We start from the raw sequence: 17500 nt of genomic DNA, 5'->3' as shown, positions 1-17500 counted from the left end.
ATGGCAATGGCGGTCGATGCTGAAACCACCCCCAACAACCATAACGAGGGTAGTTCCATGAATCCCATCGACCTCGGCGGTCTGCTTCTGTATTTCGCGATACTGATCTACATCGGCTATCGCAGCGCCAAGAAGGTCTCCGGCAGCGCGGACTTTGCGGTGGCCGGCAACAAGATCATCTGGCCGGTGCTGTTCGCCACCCTGGCGGCTTCCTTCCTCGGCGGCGGCGCCTCCATGGGGCGTGCCGGCAAGTCCTTCGACGAAGGCTACGCCTTCATGGTCGCCGCCTCGGCCTTCCCCCTGGCCACGGTACTGGCGGGTCTGTTCATCGCCCCCCGGCTCAAGCGCTACGTCAACGCCCAGACCGTAGGCGACATCATGGCGCAGCACTTCGGTGCCAGCGCGCGACTGTTCACCGGCATCTTTTCGCTGGTGTTCTGCATCGGCATCCTCGGCGCCCAGGCCCTGGCGGTGGGCACCGTGTTCCACGCCATCCTCGGTATCGAGGTCTCCACCGGCATCCTGATCGGCATGGCGGTGGTGCTGTTGTATTCCACCGTGGGTGGCATGTGGGCGGTGATCCAGACCGACGTGGTGCAGTTTCTGATGCTGGCGGTGTTCCTGCCGGTGACCATGCTGATCGGCATCCATGATCTGGGCGGCCCCCAGGCGCTGGTGGAGCGGTTGCCCGAGGGCCACTTCAGCCTGATGGGCGACTATTCGGTGGGCATGTTCCTGTCTATCTTCATCGCCTTTCTGCTCGGCGAGACCCTGGTGCCGCCCTACACCCAGCGCGCCCTGTCGGCCCCTGACTCGCGCCACGCTCGTATCGGCTATTCGGTGGCCGGCGGCTTCGGCTTCCTGTTCTATCTGGTCAGCGCCACCATCGGGCTGGTCGCGCTGGTGCTCTATCCGACCATCTCGCCCGACCAGGCGATGCCGACCCTGATCCGCGACGCCCTGCCGGTGGGCATCACCGGACTGGTGCTGGCCTCGCTCCTGGCCGTGGTGATGTCCACCGCCGACTCCTACCTCAACTCGGCGGCGGTGATCTTCGTCGGTGACATCTACAAACCCTTTATCGAGCCTGACGTCAGCGAGAAGAAGCGGCTGTGGATCGAGCGACTGGTCAACCTGCTGATTGGCCTCGGCGCGGTGGTCTTTGCCCTTTACGCCACCTCGATCATCGATGCGCTGCTGCTCAGCTACGCGCTGTGGGCGCCGACCATTCTGCTGCCCTTCGTGTTCGCGGTGCTGTTCGATCTGCGCTGCACCCGCTCGGCGGTCGCCGCCATGCTCGCCGGCGCCCTGGTGACCATCCTGTGGAAGTGGGGGCCCTTCGACCTGCAGGCGGCGACTGGTCTGACCGCGCTGATCGCCGGCGTCATCGCCAATGTGCTGGTGTTTGTACTGGTCTACCGACTGTTCCGCTCGGTCCCCGACGCCCCTGTCGCCGCCAAGGCTCAGTGAAGGAGATTCCCATGACTCTGTACGCTCTTGCTCTGTATACCGTCAGTGCTGTCAGCATCCTCACCGCGGTGGGGGTGGGTATCGCCTCCTGGCGCTTCTATCGCGACAACTGAACCCCACGATATCGCCCACAAGACGCGGCTGGCCCCAAGCACGGGCCGGCCGCCCTCGTCCAACAGGAGACAGTGCATGAATACCATCGCCGTCGTGGGTGCCGGCATCGTCGGGCTGGCCGTGGCGCGTTCGCTGGCGGGACGTGGCCACCGGGTACAGCTTTTTGACCCGGGCCCGCCGGGGGAGGGCACCTCCTTCGGCAACGCCGGCCTGATCGCCAACTACGCCACCTCGCCCATGGCCAGTATCGATACCTTGAGGCAACTGCCTGGAGAGCTGTGTCGGCGTGACGCCTCGCTGTCTGTTGACCCTCGCTATCTGGCCCGCCTGGCGGGCTTTGGTCCGCGCTTTCTCAAGGCGGCTACACCGTCGCGTTTTGCCCACCACAAGTCGGATCTGGTGGCGCTGATTCAGGATGCGGTCAAGGCTCAGCACGCGTTGCTTGAGTCGCTCGAGGCGCCGGATCTGTACGCCGACACCGGCTGTCTGCAACTCGCCCGCCAAGGCGACCCGCTGGCCGCGACCCTGGAGGCGTCGGCCCGTGCCAAGCGGGCCGATGGGGTGGCCTGTGAGGTGCTTACGGCGCAGGAGGTGCGCGATCTGGAACCCGCGATCCATCCCGCGGATCTCGTCGGCGGCCTGTACTTCCCCGAGACGCGCCACCTCAAGGATTCCCTGGCGGTGAGCCGAGCCCTGTGGCAGCGCCTGGCAGGCGAGGGCGTGGTGCAGCATGGTGCCCGCATCAGGGGGTTGGTGCCGCTGGCCGCGGGGGGCTGGCGCCTGATCGGTGAGAAGGGCGAGAACGGCGAGTCCCGTGAGTACCAGGCCGACCAGGTCGTGCTGTGCGCGGGCATCGCCAATGATGCCCTGCTCAAGTCGCTCGGCGTGTCGCTGCCGGTGGTGAGCGAGCGCGGCTACCACGTGCGGCTTGAAACGCCGCTTTCGCTGTCGCGCCCGGTGGGCTGGCTGGCCCGCCACTTCTATGCCACCCCCATGCATGGCGGCGTTCGCCTGGCGGGCACCACCGAGTTTACCGCTCCTGACCGCGCCGCCGACGAGCGCCGCTGGGAAAGGCTCAAGGGCTGGGGGGAAGCGCTGTTCGGACGGCCCCTGAGCCTGGCGGAGCGCTGGATGGGCGTGCGCCACTCGACACCGGACGGCCTGCCGGTGGTAGGGCAGGTAACGGGCAGAAAAGGGCTCTTCGTGGCCTACGGCCACGGCCACCTGGGGCTGACCCAGTCCGCCCACACCGGCGAATTGATCGCGGCCATGATCCACGGCGAAGCCCTGCCTGACTACGTCGCCAGCTTGTCCCCTGCACGGTTTTAGGAAGGGCGATTCTAGACGAGCACTTTGAGATCAGCACTGATAGACGAGCGCTAGGCTTAGTCCGAAAAGTCGGCGAGCGAAGGTTAGACAAGGCAAAAATCGGTGAGACAGCGCAGTTTACGGGGTGTAAATGAGCATGTTGATCCGATTTTTAACGCCGTATTACCGAGCGTAGACACTTTTCAGACAAGCCCTAGTAACGACGCCTCGACAACATCAGCTCCACCACTTCGTCGAGCAGGGCGTTGTCGAGGGTCTGGTCCAGGGCGATGACCCGGTGGCGGGCGTAGTAGGGACTCAGGTCCAGGCCGACGCCGAGGCCGATGATATCGATGGGGCCGGGGCGACGGCCGTTGCCGCCGCCGAAGGTTGCGACCACCGAGCGCAGGTGGTTGTCGAGGTAGTGGCGGTCGTTGGCCAGGTTGGTGGCGCTGTCCGAGGGGCTGCCGTCGGAGATCACCACCAGCAGGCGGCGATTGACGTCTGCCGCCATCAGGCGCTGGCAGGCCCACTCGACCGCTTCACCGTCTATCCCTTCCTTGTACAGGTCGGCCTTGAGCAGGGCGGCAAAGCGCTTTCGCGCGCGTCGCCACGGCTGCTGGGCGTCCTTGAAGATCAGATGGCGCGCCTCGTTAAGCCGTCCCGGCGTGGCGGGGCGCCCGGCCCTGAGCCAGTCGCGCTGGGCCCGGCCGCCGTTCCAGGCGGCGGTGGTGAAGCCCAGCACCTCGCTGTCGACACCGGCCATGTCCAGCGCCCGGGTCAACAGCTCGACCAGCATGGCGATGGACTCGCCGTGGGCCTTCATCGAGCCGGAGCAATCGATCAGCAGGGTGACCTGGGCGTCACTGACCGGACGGTAGCGCTCGCGCCGAAAGACGCGCCGCTCCTGAGGGGAGGAGACGATCTGGGACAGTCGGCGGCCGTCGATGACGCCGCTTTCCTCGCCGTCCTGCCAGCCATCGCGATCGGCCACCGACAGGTGGCGACGAAACTGGCGGGCCAGACGACGCACATTGACCTTCTGGGCGTGCAGGCGCTCGTCCAGGCGCGCCCGGTACTCTTCCAACTGGGCCTGACGCACCAGGCTGTCGGCCTCGCGCTCGCTGTCGTAGGCGGTGGTGAAGGCGCGATAACGATGGGCGCCGTCGGCTAGGGTGCGGCTCTGGCCGGTGGCGGCCAGGGGCACCTCGTCGTCGAGTTCGTCCTCGCTGTCGAGCAGCAGTGCCAGCGCCCGGCGTGGGTCCTTGGCTTCGTCCTCGCGCTCGCCCTGGGGCTCGTAACCTTCGAGCTGGGCAGCGATCCAGTCGGCGATGTCGCGGGCGTGACGCTGGAATCCTTGCTGGTCGTGGCGCTCGCGCCGCAGTCCTGCCAGGGCGTGGCCCAGCGCCGGTACGATATTGGCGCGGGTCGCTTCCAGCAAGTCCTCGAATTCCTCGAGCATGGGCGCCGCCATCAGCCGTGACCGGCTGATCTGGATCACGCAGAACAGCAACAGGCCCAGCGCGCTCTCGGTGAGCTGGGCGTGGTGATAGTCCAGCGACCAGCGCTCGAAGCGTGCTTTCAGGTTGCGCGCCATGCCTGGGGCTGGCCCGTCCAGCAGGGCCTCGACCCGACACTGCTCGAGCCAGTCGTAGATCAGTCGCGGCTCGGGTTCCTCGGGGCGCAGGCGCTGGTGCAGCCGGTCGTCGCTGAAGCGCTGGCGCAATGCCAGGGCGTCGCTGACGGCGCGATAGTCGGCGAGCGACAGGCAGTCCTCGGCGAGCTTGAGGTGAGGCGCGCGCAGGGCCACCCGGGACGCCCCTCGGTAGAGCCTGCGACCGGCGTAGAACCAGTCGTGCTCACCGGTATGGGCGCGCAGCACGGCGGCTTCCAGCTCCTCCAGGTACTGCTGGCGGCGCTGGCGGGCGAGCGCCAGCGCCGCCTCGCCCGCTGCGCTCATGGCGCCTCCCCGGCGTCTGCTTTCTTGTCCAGTGAATCGCTGGCCTGTGAATCGTCGTCTGACGACACACTGGCCACGGATTCGCTGAGTTCGGCATCGAAGCAGCGCTGGTAGAACTCGGCGACCAGGGGCCGTTCGTGCTCGTCGCACTTGTTGAGAAACGATAGCCGGAAGGCCAGCGCCGGGTCGCGGAAGATCTCGCAGTTCTCGGCCCAGGTGATGACGGTACGCGGCGACATCAGCGTCGACAGGTCGCCGTTGGCGAAGCCCTTACGGGTCAGTTCGGCCACCGCCACCATGGCGTCGATGTGGCGTCGGCCACGTTCGTTGTCCTTGCTCGGCACCCGGGCGAGCACGATCTTCACTTCCTCGTCGCGGCGCAGGTAGTCGAGCTTGGCGACGATGTTCCAGCGGTCCACCTGAGCGTGGTTGAGCAGTTGGGTGCCCTGGTAGAGGCCGTCCTGGTTGCCTAGCCCCACGGTATTGGCGGTGGCGAACAGACGAAACATCGGATGCGGGCTGATGACCCGGTTCTGATCGACCAGGGTGAACTGGCCGTCGCGCTCCAGAATGCGCTGGATCACGAACATCACGTCGGGACGCCCGGCATCGTACTCGTCGAAGATCAGCGCCACCGGGCGCTGCAGCGACCAGGGCACGATGCCTTCCTGAAACTCGGTGACCTGGACCCCGTCGCGAATGACGATGGCGTCCTTGCCGACCAGATCGAGACGGCTGATATGGCCGTCCAGGTTGACCCTGACGCAGGGCCAGTTGAGGCGGGCGGCCACCTGCTCGATATGGGTCGACTTGCCGGTGCCGTGCAGGCCCTGAACCATCACCCGGCGGTTGCGGGTGAAGCCGGCCAGGATCGCCAGGGTCACGTCGGGATTGAAGCGATAGGCGTCATCGATGGCCGGCACATGGTCGTCGCGCGTCTCGAACACCGGGACTTGGAGGTCGGATTCGATGCCGAAGATTTCCCGGGCGCTGTGCCAACGCTGGGCGGGGAGGGCGTCGTCGAGCAGGGGTGAGGCGTCGGCCATGGTCGTCAATCCTGAAACGCGGTGGAAAGGTGTGTCGTCACTATAGACCTGTTTTAAAAAATAACGCAAATTGTATCGAAAAATGAGATTTGGTGGATCTTGTGTCGCTGCGACGATTGGCCTTTGGCGGTGATAACAGCGGTGATAACGGTGGTGGCAGCGGTCGCGATAGCGGCGCTGAATTGACATGGGCAGACGAGCGAGGAGGCGAGCATGAGCGATGTAGTGGTGGTAGGCGGCGGGGTCATCGGCCTGATGAGCGCCTGGCAGTTGGCCGAGGCGGGGCTTTCGGTGACCCTGGTGGAGCGCGGGCGCTGTGCCCGGGAAGCCTCCTGGGCCGGTGGCGGTATCGTCTCGCCACTCTACCCCTGGCGCTACAGCGCCCCGGTGTCGGCGTTGTCGGCACTATCGGAAGAGGTCTATCCGGGACTCTGCGATGAACTCAGGGAGACCACCGGCGTAGACCCTCAGTTCAGCCGACACGGGCTTCTGTACCTGGCGGTGGAAGATGCCGACGCGGCGCGTCGCTGGGCCAGGTGTCAGGCCAAGCCGCTCGAGGACATCGACGCCGATGCCATCCGCCGGATGGAGCCGGCGTTGGCCGACACCCATTGGGTCCGCCAGGGCCTGGGCGGACTGTGGATGCCGACCCTGGGTAGTCTGCGCAATCCGCGCCTGGGCCGTGCCCTGCGTGTGCGGCTCGAGCGGCATCCAGGGGTCGAGCTGCGCGAGGGCTGTGAGGTGACCGGCTTCAAGGTCGTGGCCGGGCAGATCCAGGGCGTCGACACCGCCACCGGCGTGCTCACCGCGTCCAGGGTGCTGGTATGCGGCGGCGCCTGGAGCGGTGCCCTGCTCAAGCACCTCGGGGTCGGCATGGCGGTGGCACCGGTCAAGGGCCAGATGATGGTGCTGCGACCGGCTCCCGGCACGCCGCGGCCGCTGTCGCGGGTGGTGCTGGCCGATGGGCGCTACCTGATTCCACGGCGTGATGGCCGCATCCTGGTGGGGTCCACCCTTGAGCATCAAGGCTTCGACAAGCGCACCACCAGTGAGGCCCGGGTGTCGCTGTATCGCAGTGCCGTGCGCCTGCTGCCGGCGCTCGCCCGGGCGTCGATCGAGCACCACTGGGCGGGCCTGCGTCCCGGCTCCCCCGGGGGGATACCCTTTATCGGTGAGGTGCCGGGATGTCGTGGCCTCCACGTCAATGCCGGTCACTTTCGCAACGGCCTGGTGCTGGCGCCGGCGGCGGCGCGGCTGGGCGTCGAGCTGATGCTGGGGCGCACCCCTTGCGTGGATCCGGCCCCCTATCGCATCCAGCGCGAAGAGCCGGCGGGCCCTGTCTCTACCCCTGGCTCGACGTCCGTGTCGGGGCTGGCCCAATCGACGGCGGGCAACTGGTGCTAAGTGGCAGACGACCGGCCCCTATAGGCTCAAGGTGAGTCGAGGCGCGCTGCGCCTCGCCACCACTTTGCTGACACAGCGTGAGCGACACCCACCCGCGCTGCCAATAACAAGGAGTCTCACCATGAGCCAGCCCGACGCCCAGTTTCTCGCCGACTTCGCCGACGCCCTCAACCGTCACGATATCGATGCGGTGATGTCGATGATGACCGACGACTGCGAATTTCATGCAGTCGCAGGTCCCGACCTGCTCGGCAAGACCTTTCGTGGTCAGCAGGAGGTTCGCGCCGGGCTGCGTGCCGCCTGGGAAAACGCGCCGGACGCCCAATGGCTAGACGGCGTGCATCAGGTCGTGGGAGATCGCGGCTACAGCGAAAGCACCTATAGCGGCACCACCGCCGATGGCATGCGCTCCGAGGCGCGGATGATCGACGCCTTCACCTTCCGTGACGGCAAGATCGCGGTGAAGAACGCCTACCGCAAGCAGCGCCCCGCCACGCCGGTCAACAACGGCTGAGCGACCTCGGATACCTGACTCGGGAGCTTCGACATGCTGGATCTACAGACCCCGCTGGCCGCTTCGTCGGACGATGCCGCCCGGGCCACTCCGGCCCAGGCCCCCTATGATCCCGCCTATGATCCGTTGACCGCCAGGCAGGTCGGTACCGGCTGTGACTATGCGCCGACCTACTGGATCGCCACCGCCGGCGAGCCCCCGGCCGACGATGGCCCGATCGTGGCGGACACCGACACCGATGTGGTGATCATCGGCTCCGGGTTCACCGGTCTTACGGCGGCGATCTTTCTGGCCGAGCGCTACGGCATCAAGGCCACGGTGCTCGAGGCCAACCGCGTCAGCTGGGGATGCAGCACCCGCAATGGCGGCCAGGCCCAGTGCGCCTCGGGGCGGCTCAAGCGGTCTCAGTGGATCCAGCGCTATGGCCTCGATACCGCGCTCAAGTTGCACCGCGAGTGTGTCGAGGGCATGCAGACCTTCAAGTCGCTGATCGCCGATATCGACTGCGACCCGCAGCCCGGCGGGCACCTGTATATCGCCCACAAGGATAGGGTGATGCCGAGCCTGGAGAAGGAGGCGCGGCTTCTGCGCGAGACCTTCGACTACGACGCTCGCATCATCGACGGCGACACCGTCAAGCGCGAGTGGGTGGGCGACAGCGAGGCGGCCGGCGCCATGCACGAGCCCGAGGGCATCGGTATCCACGCCGCCAAGCTGGCCTTCGGCTACCATCGCAAGGCGCGCGCCCTGGGGGTGAAGATCCACCCGGCGAGCCCGGTGCTGGGCTGGGAGACCCATGGCGACGTGCACCATCTGCGCACGCCAGGCGGCGTGGTCAAGGCGCGGGCGGTGGGCATGGCCACCGGCGGCTACGTCACCGGCCAGCTGAGCCCCCACCTCAAGAACCGGCTGCTGCCGATTCTGTCGAACTCCATGGTCACTCGGCCGCTGACCGAGGCCGAGATCGAGGCCACCGGTTTCCGCACCCGACAGGTGCTGACCGACACCCGAATCCTGCGCCACTACTATCGGCTGCTGCCGGACAACCGCGTGCAGATCGGCAGTCGCAGCGCCATCAGCGGCCGCGATGCCCCCAGGGAGCGCTACGCGGCGGTACTCAGGGCCGACCTGGAGCGCAAGTTCCCGGCGCTTGCCGGCATCGAGATCGACTACTCCTGGTGGGGCTGGGTCGACGTCAGCCACGACATGATGCCGCGCATCCATCAGCCGGACCCGAAGGAGAGCGTCTACTACGCCCTGGGCTATGGCGGCAACGGGGTGATGTACTCGGCCCAGGCCGGCAAGCGCCTGGCCCAGTGGATCACCGGGGAGGGCAGGTCGTTGGATCTGCCGATCTTCACCTCGAAGCTGCCCTTTCCCAACCTGCGCGAACGTATCGAGTCGGAGGCCTTCGCCCCCTTCCGCCGATTCGGCCAGCGCTTCCTCTATCGCTACTACTACTTCAAGGATGAGGTGCTCTGAACTCGATCGGTCCCGTTCTGGATATGGGTAACCCTCACGACGATGCCGCGACCCTGGGGTCGCGGCTTTTCAATGTCTGCAGTGCTGCGGTGGGTGCTGCGGCTACTTCACTTCCTCCGGTGGCAGCATCTTGTCGAGGCGGTCGAGAAAGGCCTGCTGAACCGCTGTCACGCCGTCTTCCCGCCAGGCCACCTCGGTGACCAGGCACTCCTTTACCCCCTCCAGCGGCAGCAGGGTGACGCCCTTGCGCACATAGTTGGTGGCGCACTCCAGGTGCACGGTGACGCCGAAGTCGCAGGCGACAAAGGCAAACATGGTCTCGCTGTTGAAGGTCTCCTGGGCGACATGGGGTTCGAAGCCCGCCTGCCGACAGATCTGCTCGAGCATCTGGCGAAAGTGCAGCCACATGCTGCGGGCGCCAAGAATGAACGGCTCCCGGGCCAACTCCTCCAGCCGGATGCTCTTGCGCCCGGCCAACGGGTGGTTGTCACCGACCGCGGCGATAAAGTGATCTCGCTGGATGGGACGGGAACGCAGCCCCGGGGTCAGCACCGGGCCGGTAACGAAGCCGAAGTCCAGGCGTCCCTCGGTCAATTCGTCGAGCTGCTGGGCGGTGGAGCCGAAGCTCAGGTCGAAGTGGATGTCCGGATTCTGGCGGCGAAAGTCGTCCAATAGTGCCGGCAACTCACCGGTGATGGCGAAGTCGGTGTAGCCGATGGCCAGCCGGCCCAGTTCTCCACGGCCCGCTCGCTGGGTCTTGAGCACCGCATCATCGACCTGGCGCAGTATCTGGCGGCTCTCCTCGACCATGATGCGTCCCGGATCGGTGAGGCGGACCTGGCGATTGTTGCGCACGAACAGCGCTTCACCGATGGCGTCCTCGAGCTGAGCGATGGTGCGACTCAGCGCCGGCTGGGCGACGTTGAGACGCTCGGCGGCGCGGCGAAAGTGCAGGCTGTCGGCCACGGCGACAAAGGCGTAAAGGTGGCGAAGCTCAATGCGCATTGATGCCTCACAGGTATCAAGTGAACGTTAAATGATATTATACGCGCAACGATGGCGTGCCTAGGCTGGAAGTGTTCGCTTCACTTCCAACAACGACAACGTCGAGGTGACTCCATCATGCAAGACTCCTTTCACGGGGTGATCGCCTTCGCGCTGCTTGCCCTCATGCTGTGGGTCGGCAGCCAGCTGAGAAGCCGGCTGAGCTGGCTTCGGGCCTCGCTGGTTCCGGCCAGCATCGTCGGCGGCCTGATCGGTTTCCTGGCGCTTTCGCTGGATCTGCTGCCGGGCTACTCACCCGCCGACTTCACCGCTCTGACCTTTCATTTCTTCACCCTGAGCTTCATGTCGCTATGCCTTACCGGGGGTGGTCGCCAGGACGCGCCCGGTGGTGGCGGCAGTATCGTGCGCGGCGGACTCTGGCTGACGCTTGCCTGGAGTATCAGCCTGGGCATGCAAGGTGCCATCGGCTTTCTGGTGGTGACCGGCTATGACGCCGTGACCGGCAGCGACGTCAGCGGATTTCTGGGAGCCATCGTGACCCACGGCTTTACCCAGGGGCCGGGCCAGGCGCTGACCTACGGCACCATCTGGGAGACCGAGTACGGCATCGCCAATGCCGCCCAAGTGGGGCTGATCTATGCCTCTCTGGGATTCTTGATGGCGTTTGCCCTGGGCGTGCCGCTTGCCCGGCGCTACCTGACCAAGGGGTTGAACGCCAATCGCGCCTCGCGCCTGGATGACAACTTTCGCCTGGGCTTCTTTACCCGGGCGGGCGACGACGAGGGCAACCAGCAGGCTCCCGGGATGGGGCGCATGGTGTCGCACCCGGGCAATCTGGATTCGCTGGCCTACCATCTGGGCCTGCTTGCCATCGCCTACGTGATCACCCACCTGTGGCTGACCTTCGTGCAGGGCATCATCGGCAATGCCTCGCCGTTCGGCATCAACGTCGGGGTGCTGTTCAGCCACAACCTGTTCTTTCTGCACGGGCTGGGTGTCTGCGTGCTGATGCGCATGGTGATCGATCGGCTCGGGCTTTCCCACCGTGTCGATGACGAGACGCTCAAGCGGATCACCGGCAGCGCGGTGGACTTCATGGTGGTGGGAACCCTCATGAGCATCCAGTTCGCGGTGCTCTACGCGCTGCTGGCGCCGATCCTGCTGGTGACCGTGACGGTGACGATCGCCACCCTGGTGGGCTGTCTGTTGCTCGGGCGGTTGAGCGGCAATCTGGGACCAGAGCGTACCGTGACCTCGTTTGGCTGCTGCTGCGGCTCCACCGGTACCGGGCTCTTGCTGTTGCGCATGATGGACGCCGACTTTTCCACCTCGGTGCCCAAGGAACTGGCCTTCTTCAATCTGGCCATCGTGGTGGTCAACCTGCACATCCTGATGATCTTCGCCCCCATCGTGCCGTCGCTGACGCCGGCGATCTATCTGCTGGTGTTCGGCGGCACCGCCATCGCCCTGATCGCCTGCATCCCGCTGATGCTGATGTGGGGGCGGCACGGCAGAGCCTCATCGCCCTCGTCGGGCTGGGCCGAGGGTGTTCCCACACAAGGCCATGCCGCCGCCCAGTCAGACTCAGCCTCCGCGTCTTCGCCCACCATCAGCAAGGGAGCTGCCTCCTGATGAGCATCACCGTCTATCCCGCTCGACGCATCCTGACCATGAATCCGTCCCAGCCCGAGGCGACCCATGTCGCGGTGCAGGGAGATCGCATCCTGGCGGTGGGGGATGCGCAAGCCATGCCAACCGACGCCCGCATCGATGATCGCTTTGCCGACAAGGTGATCCTGCCGGGCTTCGTCGAAGGCCACAGCCACGCTCTGGAAGGCGCCATGTGGGACTACCTCTATCTCGGCTATTTCAGCCGGGTCGATGCCGAGGGCAAGGAGTGGCCGGGGCTGAAGAGCGTCGCCGAGATGCAGGCCCGGCTGCGCCAGCATGCCGAGAGCCTGCCGCCGGGCGAGCCGCTGGTCGCCTGGGGCTTTGATCCGGTCTACTTTCCCGGCCAGCGCTTAAGTCGCCACCAGCTCGATGAGGCGGTGGGAGATCGACCGCTGGTGGTGCTGCACGCAAGCCTGCACGTGATGACCGTCAATTCGGCCATGCTGGCACTGTCCGGCATCAGCGAGGGGCCGCGGGTCGAGGGCATCATGCTCGACGAGGACGGCCAGCCCAATGGCGAGCTCCAGGAAATGGCCGCCATGTTCGTGGTGTTCGATGCCCTTGGCAGGAATCTGTTCGAGGCGGTGGCGTCACCCGAGGTGCTCAGGCGCTACGGCGCCATCGCGGCGGCCAAGGGCGTCACCACCATCACCGATCTGTACAACCCCTTGAGCGATGACGCCATCGCCTTGATGGTCGAGGTGACCCGGGAGGCCGATTTTCCGGTGCGCCTGGTGCCGGCCATGGGGGTGCTGGCGTGGTCGGCCGAGGAGGGCATCGCGCGGCTCCAGGCGGCGATGGGCCACAGCCATGAGCGGCTGGTGTTTGGCCCGGCCAAGCTGATGACCGACGGCTCGATCCAGGGCTATACCGCGCGGCTGAAGTGGCCCCACTACCATGACGGTCATCCCAACGGGCTGTGGAACGCCGAGCCAGAGGGACTGGTGGCGCTGGTGCACGCCTACCACCAGGCGGGGCTTCAACTGCACATTCACACCAACGGTGACGAGGCCGTGGAGTTGATGCTGGACGCCCTGGAGGAGGCGCTGACCCTATGGCCGCGCTTCGATCACCGCCATACCCTGCAGCACTGCCAGATCATCGACCATGCCCAGTTACGTCGCGCCGCCCGTCTTGGACTGTGCCTGAACATGTTCGCCAATCATCTCTACTACTGGGGCGATGTGCACCTGGAACGCACCCTGGGACCGACGCGCTGCCAGCGCCTGGAGCCGCTGGCCTCGGCCCGCCGACTGGGCATCGTCACCGCCATCCACAGCGATGCGCCGGTGACCCCGCTGGGGCCGCTGTTCACCGCCTGGTGTGCGGTCAACCGGCAGAGCGCCAGTGGCCAGACGCTGGGTCACCATGAGGCGGTGAGCGTGGAAGATGCACTGGAAATGATCACCCTGGGCGCTGCCATCACGCTGGGTATGGACGACCGTGTGGGTAGCCTGGACGTCGGCAAGTTTGCCGATATGGCGGTACTGGACGACGACCCATTGCAAGTTTCAGCACAGGATCTGCGACACATCCGGGTACACGCCACGGTGTCGGGAGGACAGGTGCATGAGGTGTGATGATCGGGTGCCGGTGACGGTGATCGCAGGTTTCCTGGGGGCGGGCAAGACCAGTTATCTCAACCGTCGGCTGGCGTCGGGGGATATCGAGGATGCTCTGATTCTGGTCAACGACGTCGGCGAGGTGAACGTCGATGTAGCGGCGATCGACTACCGCGATGATCGAGTGCTGTCGCTGTCCAACGGCTGCGTCTGCTGCACCCTGGGGGGCACGCTGGCCGAGCAGCTGTCCCAGGCGCTGCGACTCAAGGCCAGGCCAACGGAAATTCTGATCGAGGCCAGCGGCGTGGCCAATCCTCAACGGATCGCCGATATCGCCAGGCTGGCGCCGGGGCTTGAGCTTGCCGATATCGTGGTACTGGTGGATGCGAGCCAGGCTGGCCGTCTGGCGCTGGACGCCCAGGTGGGGGAGTTATGGCGCGCCCAGGTGCACGCCGCCCATCGTCTGCTGGTCAATCGTCTGCCCCAAGAGGACAGCGCGCGCGACCAGCTGCTCGGGTGGCTGGGCCAGCTCGCCCCTGGTGCGGCGGTGGCGACAGAGCCGGTACAAGTCGCTCCCGCGTCGTCCAGGACGACGTCCTCTGGCCCGGCCTTTTGGCAGGGAAATGGCGCCAAGGCATCGGCGGAGCCGTTCGCCGTGCGTGCCCGACACTCGGGGCTGACCGATGCCACCCTGCACCTTCGCCACTCCCTGGTGGCCGAGGAGCTGCAAGTGCTGCTCGAGCGCTACCGCGACTGCCTGTTTCGCGCCAAGGGTTTTGTCCGCTGTCGGCTGGCGGACGGGGAAGAATGGCGAAGTCTGCAGTTGAGCGGGCAGCGCCTCGCCTGGCAGAGCCACGGGCCGCCCGCCACCGGCGCCGTGCTGGTGTGCATCGGGCGTCGGGGCGAACGCTTTACCCGGTTGATGGAGGAGCTTGCGCAGCTCGACAGCGAGACTGATACGGCGCCGATGGCACCGATCGGGCGCTAGCCCAGTGCCTCCCGGATTCAGCCGGTGCGACGTGCCTGGGGCAGCAAGGCCGCCAGGCGTTCGATGCCGCGCTCGATGCGGGTCTCGTCGATGGCCGAGAAGCCGAGCCTCAGGGTGGGGCGAGGCGCCGGGGTCAGGAAGTGCACCTCGCCGTTCTCGATCAGGATGCTGTGCTCCTCGGCCAGCCGCTTCAGCAGTGCCACGTCAGTGTCGGCGGGGGCCTCCAGCCAGAAGCAGGAGCCGCCGAAGGTGGAGCGGATACGCAGCTCGGGCAGGTGGGATGCGAGGGCGTCACGCATCAACAGCCAGCGGCGCTGGTAGGTCTGGCGAATCTGGCGCAGCAGCGCGTCGTGGTAGCCGCGGTCGAGAAACAGCGCCACGCTGCGCTGGTTGTTGGTGGCGGGGTGGCGCAGCATCAGCCGGCGCAGGGCGCGCGCCTCGGCGATAAAGGCGGGGGGCGCCACCATGTAGCCGAGCCGAAGGCCCGGCGCCAGGGTCTTGGACAGGCTGCCCACGTAGATCACCCGGCCATCGCTATCGAGGCTCTTGAGTGCCGGCGTCGGGTTGTCGACGAAGTTGGTCTCGCTCTCGTAGTCGTCCTCGATGACCAGATAGTTGTTGGCGCTGGCGCTGTCGAGCAAGTCGCGGCGGCGCTGCATCGGCAGGGTCACGCCGGTGGGCGACTGGTGGCTCGGGGTGACGTAGGCCAGGTGGCAATCGGCCAGGCGCTGGTCGATCACCAGGCCCTGGTCGTCCACGTCCACCGCGACGATTTCGTCGGTGAAGGTGCGGGCGATATTGACCATGTCGACGTAGCCAGGGTTCTCCATGGCGAAGCGTCGACCCGCCCCCAGGATCAGCATGGCGGTGATCCATAGCGCCTGCTGGGCGCCCACGGTGATCAGGATCTCCTCCGGTCGGGCCCAGACGCCACGGCGGGGCAGCAGTCGCTGGTGGATCTGTTCGATCAGCAGCGGGTCGTCTTCGCTCAGGTGGTCTGCCGACCAGCGGCGGATGGCGGGTACGCTGACCGAGTCGCGGCTGCACTCCCGCCAGTGCTGGGTGGGAAACAGGTTGGGATCGATCTGGCCGTAGAGGAAGGGGTAGTCATAGTCGAGCCAGTTGGCCGGCTTGACGATGGTCGGCTGGCGCGAGGGTCGCATCGTCAACAGCTCGTCCCAGGGCGTCGCTGTGCCGGAGTGGGAGGTGGCGCTGGCGGCTGGGGGGGCGATGTCGGCTGGGGGCGTGACGCGTCCGGCGAGGATATCCGGATTGACGAAGTAGCCGCTGCGCTCCCGGGCGACCAGGTAGCCGTCGTCCAAGAGTTGCTCGTAGGCGATCATCACCGTGTTGCGGGCCACGCCCAGCTCCTTGGCGAGCTTGCGGCTCGAAGGCAGGGCCTCACCGGTGGGCAGATGCCCCTCGAGGATGGCGTGGGCGATCTGCTCGCGAAGCTGGCACTGAAGGCTTTCCTGACGCTTTGCGTCGAGTCGAAACAGGGGGGCGCTCATACCGACGACGGGTTCCCGGATGGTGGTTGTTGGACGAGTTCCGGCGTGGCCCAGGCCTGGCGGCCACGCTTGCCTACGATCTTACAGCGTCGACGTCTTGTCGAGGGCTCGCGGGTGCCTGGCCCAATCGATGTGGGGCCACTGGTCCTATGGCGTCGATGCTCGACGGGGGAGAGTGAGTCACATGGCGGGTCGGACCTGACGGCGCTCGCCAGCCAATGACGATCAAGATGTGACACCCGCAACAAGATTCCGCTTTAAGCGGCACAACAATGATGGGAGTTCCGCATGCACACCAAGTCCCCTTTCCTCCGCACCACGCCCCCGCGCAACATGACTCCTGCGGCCATCGGCGCTGCCGCCTCGACCCGGCGCCTGGGCCCACGCCCGCTGGTGGCGGCGGTCGCCCTGGCGCTGCTGGGCGCCGCTGGCTCGGCCCAGGCGGCGACCTGGAAGATGGCGCTGGGCGACGCCGCCGGTGGCACCCAGCATGAGATGGGACAGACCTTCGCCAAGCTGATCGAGGAAAAGTCCGGCGGCGACGTCAGCGTGGACCTGTTTCCCAACGGCCAGCTGGGCAGTGAGCAGGACACCGTCAACAACGCCAGCATGGGCCTGCTCGACCTGTCGGTACTGGCGATCAACAACATCACGCCGTTCTCGCCCACGGTCGGGGTGATGACGCTGCCCTACGTGATTCAGAGTCCCGAGGACGCCCGCACCCTGACCCAGGGCGAGATCGGCCAGGAGATGGTCGACAACACCATCCGTGACGCCGGCGTGCGGATACTGGGCTGGGCCTACTCCGGCTGTCGCCGTCTGACCAACTCGGCGAGGCCGGTGGCGAGCCCCGAGGATCTGGATGGCCTGGTCATCCGGGTGCCCAAGAACGAGATCATGATCTCCGCCTACCAGTCCTGGGGCGTCAATCCCAACCCGCTGGCCTGGTCGGAGACCTTTACCGCCCTGCAGCAGGGCGTCGTCGACGGCCAGGACAACCCCTACATCACCATCGACGCGATGAAGTTCTACGAGGTCCAGGATCACGTCACCGACAGCTGTTATGTGTTCTCCATGGAGCCGTTGATCATGGGTGAAGGCATGTTCCAGAGCCTGTCCGAGGAGCAGCAGCAGTGGGTACTGGAGGCCGCTCAGGAGGCCACCGATCACAGCTACGAGTATCTGCTGGCCCAGGAAGACGCGATCAAGACCCGGCTGGTGGAAGAGCACGGCATGGAGATCACCGAGCCCGCCGACGGCGAGCAGGCGTGGATCGAACAGGCCACCGCCATCTGGCCCGACTTCTACGACAGCATCGGCGGCAAGGCCAAGCTCGACGAGGCGCTCGCCGCGCTGGGACGTGAGCCAGCCCCCTGATCAGTCACGACGTCGCTATCGTCTTGAATCCTCCCGGCGCCTGACTCCAGGCGCCAAGAATCATGGCACCGCCGGACGTCTGCCATTG

At 66.2% G+C, this 17500-nt stretch carries 13 protein-coding genes; 9 read left to right on the top strand and 4 right to left on the bottom strand.

The features are described from left to right. Positions 1–57: 57 nt before the first annotated feature. Both KUV74_RS00920 and KUV74_RS00915 read left to right on the top strand, forming a co-directional pair. The gene (locus KUV74_RS00920) at positions 58–1470 is read left to right on the top strand and encodes a sodium:solute symporter (protein ID WP_197037056.1); all 1413 of its coding nucleotides are present in this window, start codon (positions 58–60) and stop codon (positions 1468–1470) included. Between the two features lie 189 nt (positions 1471–1659). After that, a complete protein-coding gene (locus KUV74_RS00915; protein WP_222515410.1) occupies positions 1660–2913 on the top strand; it encodes an NAD(P)/FAD-dependent oxidoreductase in 1254 nt (417 codons plus the stop codon). A gap of 193 nt (positions 2914–3106) precedes the next feature. Here KUV74_RS00915 and KUV74_RS00910 read toward each other — a convergent pair whose 3' ends face one another. Together KUV74_RS00910 and KUV74_RS00905 are read right to left on the bottom strand one after the other, a co-directional pair. Next, positions 3107–4852, bottom strand: a complete 1746-nt coding sequence (locus tag KUV74_RS00910) for a cobaltochelatase CobT-related protein (RefSeq protein ID WP_222515409.1) — start codon at positions 4850–4852, stop codon at positions 3107–3109. After that, a complete protein-coding gene (locus KUV74_RS00905) occupies positions 4849–5898 on the bottom strand; it encodes an AAA family ATPase (RefSeq protein ID WP_124802468.1) in 1050 nt (349 codons plus the stop codon). The genes KUV74_RS00910 and KUV74_RS00905 overlap by 4 nt, the downstream gene beginning before the upstream one ends. A gap of 213 nt (positions 5899–6111) precedes the next feature. Here KUV74_RS00905 and thiO point away from each other — a divergent pair, with 213 nt between their 5' ends. The 3 genes from thiO (at position 6112) to KUV74_RS00890 (ending at position 9298) form a co-directional block, all read left to right on the top strand. Beyond that, positions 6112–7302 (top strand): glycine oxidase ThiO, encoded by a 1191-nt coding sequence (gene thiO / locus KUV74_RS00900; RefSeq protein ID WP_222515408.1) that lies wholly within the window; start codon positions 6112–6114, stop codon positions 7300–7302. A gap of 121 nt (positions 7303–7423) precedes the next feature. Further along, complete coding sequence (locus tag KUV74_RS00895) at positions 7424–7816, top strand: nuclear transport factor 2 family protein (RefSeq protein ID WP_045991941.1); 393 nt, start codon at positions 7424–7426, stop codon at positions 7814–7816. 33 nt (positions 7817–7849) lie between these two features. After that, entirely contained in the window at positions 7850–9298 is a 1449-nt protein-coding gene (locus KUV74_RS00890) for an NAD(P)/FAD-dependent oxidoreductase (protein WP_222515407.1), read from the top strand. Positions 9299–9400: 102 nt separating this feature from the next. On the opposite strand, the gene KUV74_RS00885 is transcribed toward KUV74_RS00890, so the two are convergent. Next, positions 9401–10303 carry a LysR family transcriptional regulator gene (locus KUV74_RS00885; protein ID WP_222515406.1) on the bottom strand — a complete coding sequence of 301 codons (903 nt, stop codon included), beginning with the start codon at positions 10301–10303 and terminating at the stop codon, positions 9401–9403. 117 nt (positions 10304–10420) lie between these two features. Between KUV74_RS00885 and KUV74_RS00880 the strand changes: the two genes are divergently transcribed. From KUV74_RS00880 to KUV74_RS00870, 3 genes are read left to right on the top strand one after another with little or no spacing between them, the layout of a single operon-like run. Continuing rightward, positions 10421–11935 carry a sodium/glutamate symporter gene (locus KUV74_RS00880; RefSeq protein WP_222515405.1) on the top strand — a complete coding sequence of 505 codons (1515 nt, stop codon included), beginning with the start codon at positions 10421–10423 and terminating at the stop codon, positions 11933–11935. Continuing rightward, entirely contained in the window at positions 11935–13554 is a 1620-nt protein-coding gene (locus tag KUV74_RS00875; RefSeq protein WP_222515404.1) for an amidohydrolase, read from the top strand. Before KUV74_RS00880 ends, KUV74_RS00875 begins: the two co-directional genes overlap by 1 nt. Continuing rightward, positions 13544–14524, top strand: a complete 981-nt coding sequence (locus tag KUV74_RS00870) for a CobW family GTP-binding protein (RefSeq protein ID WP_052704285.1) — start codon at positions 13544–13546, stop codon at positions 14522–14524. Before KUV74_RS00875 ends, KUV74_RS00870 begins: the two co-directional genes overlap by 11 nt. A gap of 17 nt (positions 14525–14541) precedes the next feature. Here the strand turns inward: KUV74_RS00870 and KUV74_RS00865 are convergent, their stop codons facing one another. Beyond that, complete coding sequence (locus KUV74_RS00865; protein WP_124802460.1) at positions 14542–16035, bottom strand: PLP-dependent aminotransferase family protein; 1494 nt, start codon at positions 16033–16035, stop codon at positions 14542–14544. Positions 16036–16323: 288 nt separating this feature from the next. On the opposite strand from KUV74_RS00865, the gene KUV74_RS00860 reads away from it, so the two are divergent. Next, positions 16324–17412, top strand: a complete 1089-nt coding sequence (locus tag KUV74_RS00860; RefSeq protein ID WP_253555674.1) for a TRAP transporter substrate-binding protein — start codon at positions 16324–16326, stop codon at positions 17410–17412. Positions 17413–17500 lie beyond the last annotated feature (88 nt).

The sequence above is a fragment of the Halomonas sp. DP1Y21-3 genome, from assembly GCF_019801245.1.
In the GTDB taxonomy this organism is placed as follows: domain Bacteria; phylum Pseudomonadota; class Gammaproteobacteria; order Pseudomonadales; family Halomonadaceae; genus Halomonas; species Halomonas litopenaei.
This window is presented reverse-complemented; position numbering and strand designations above follow the sequence as displayed.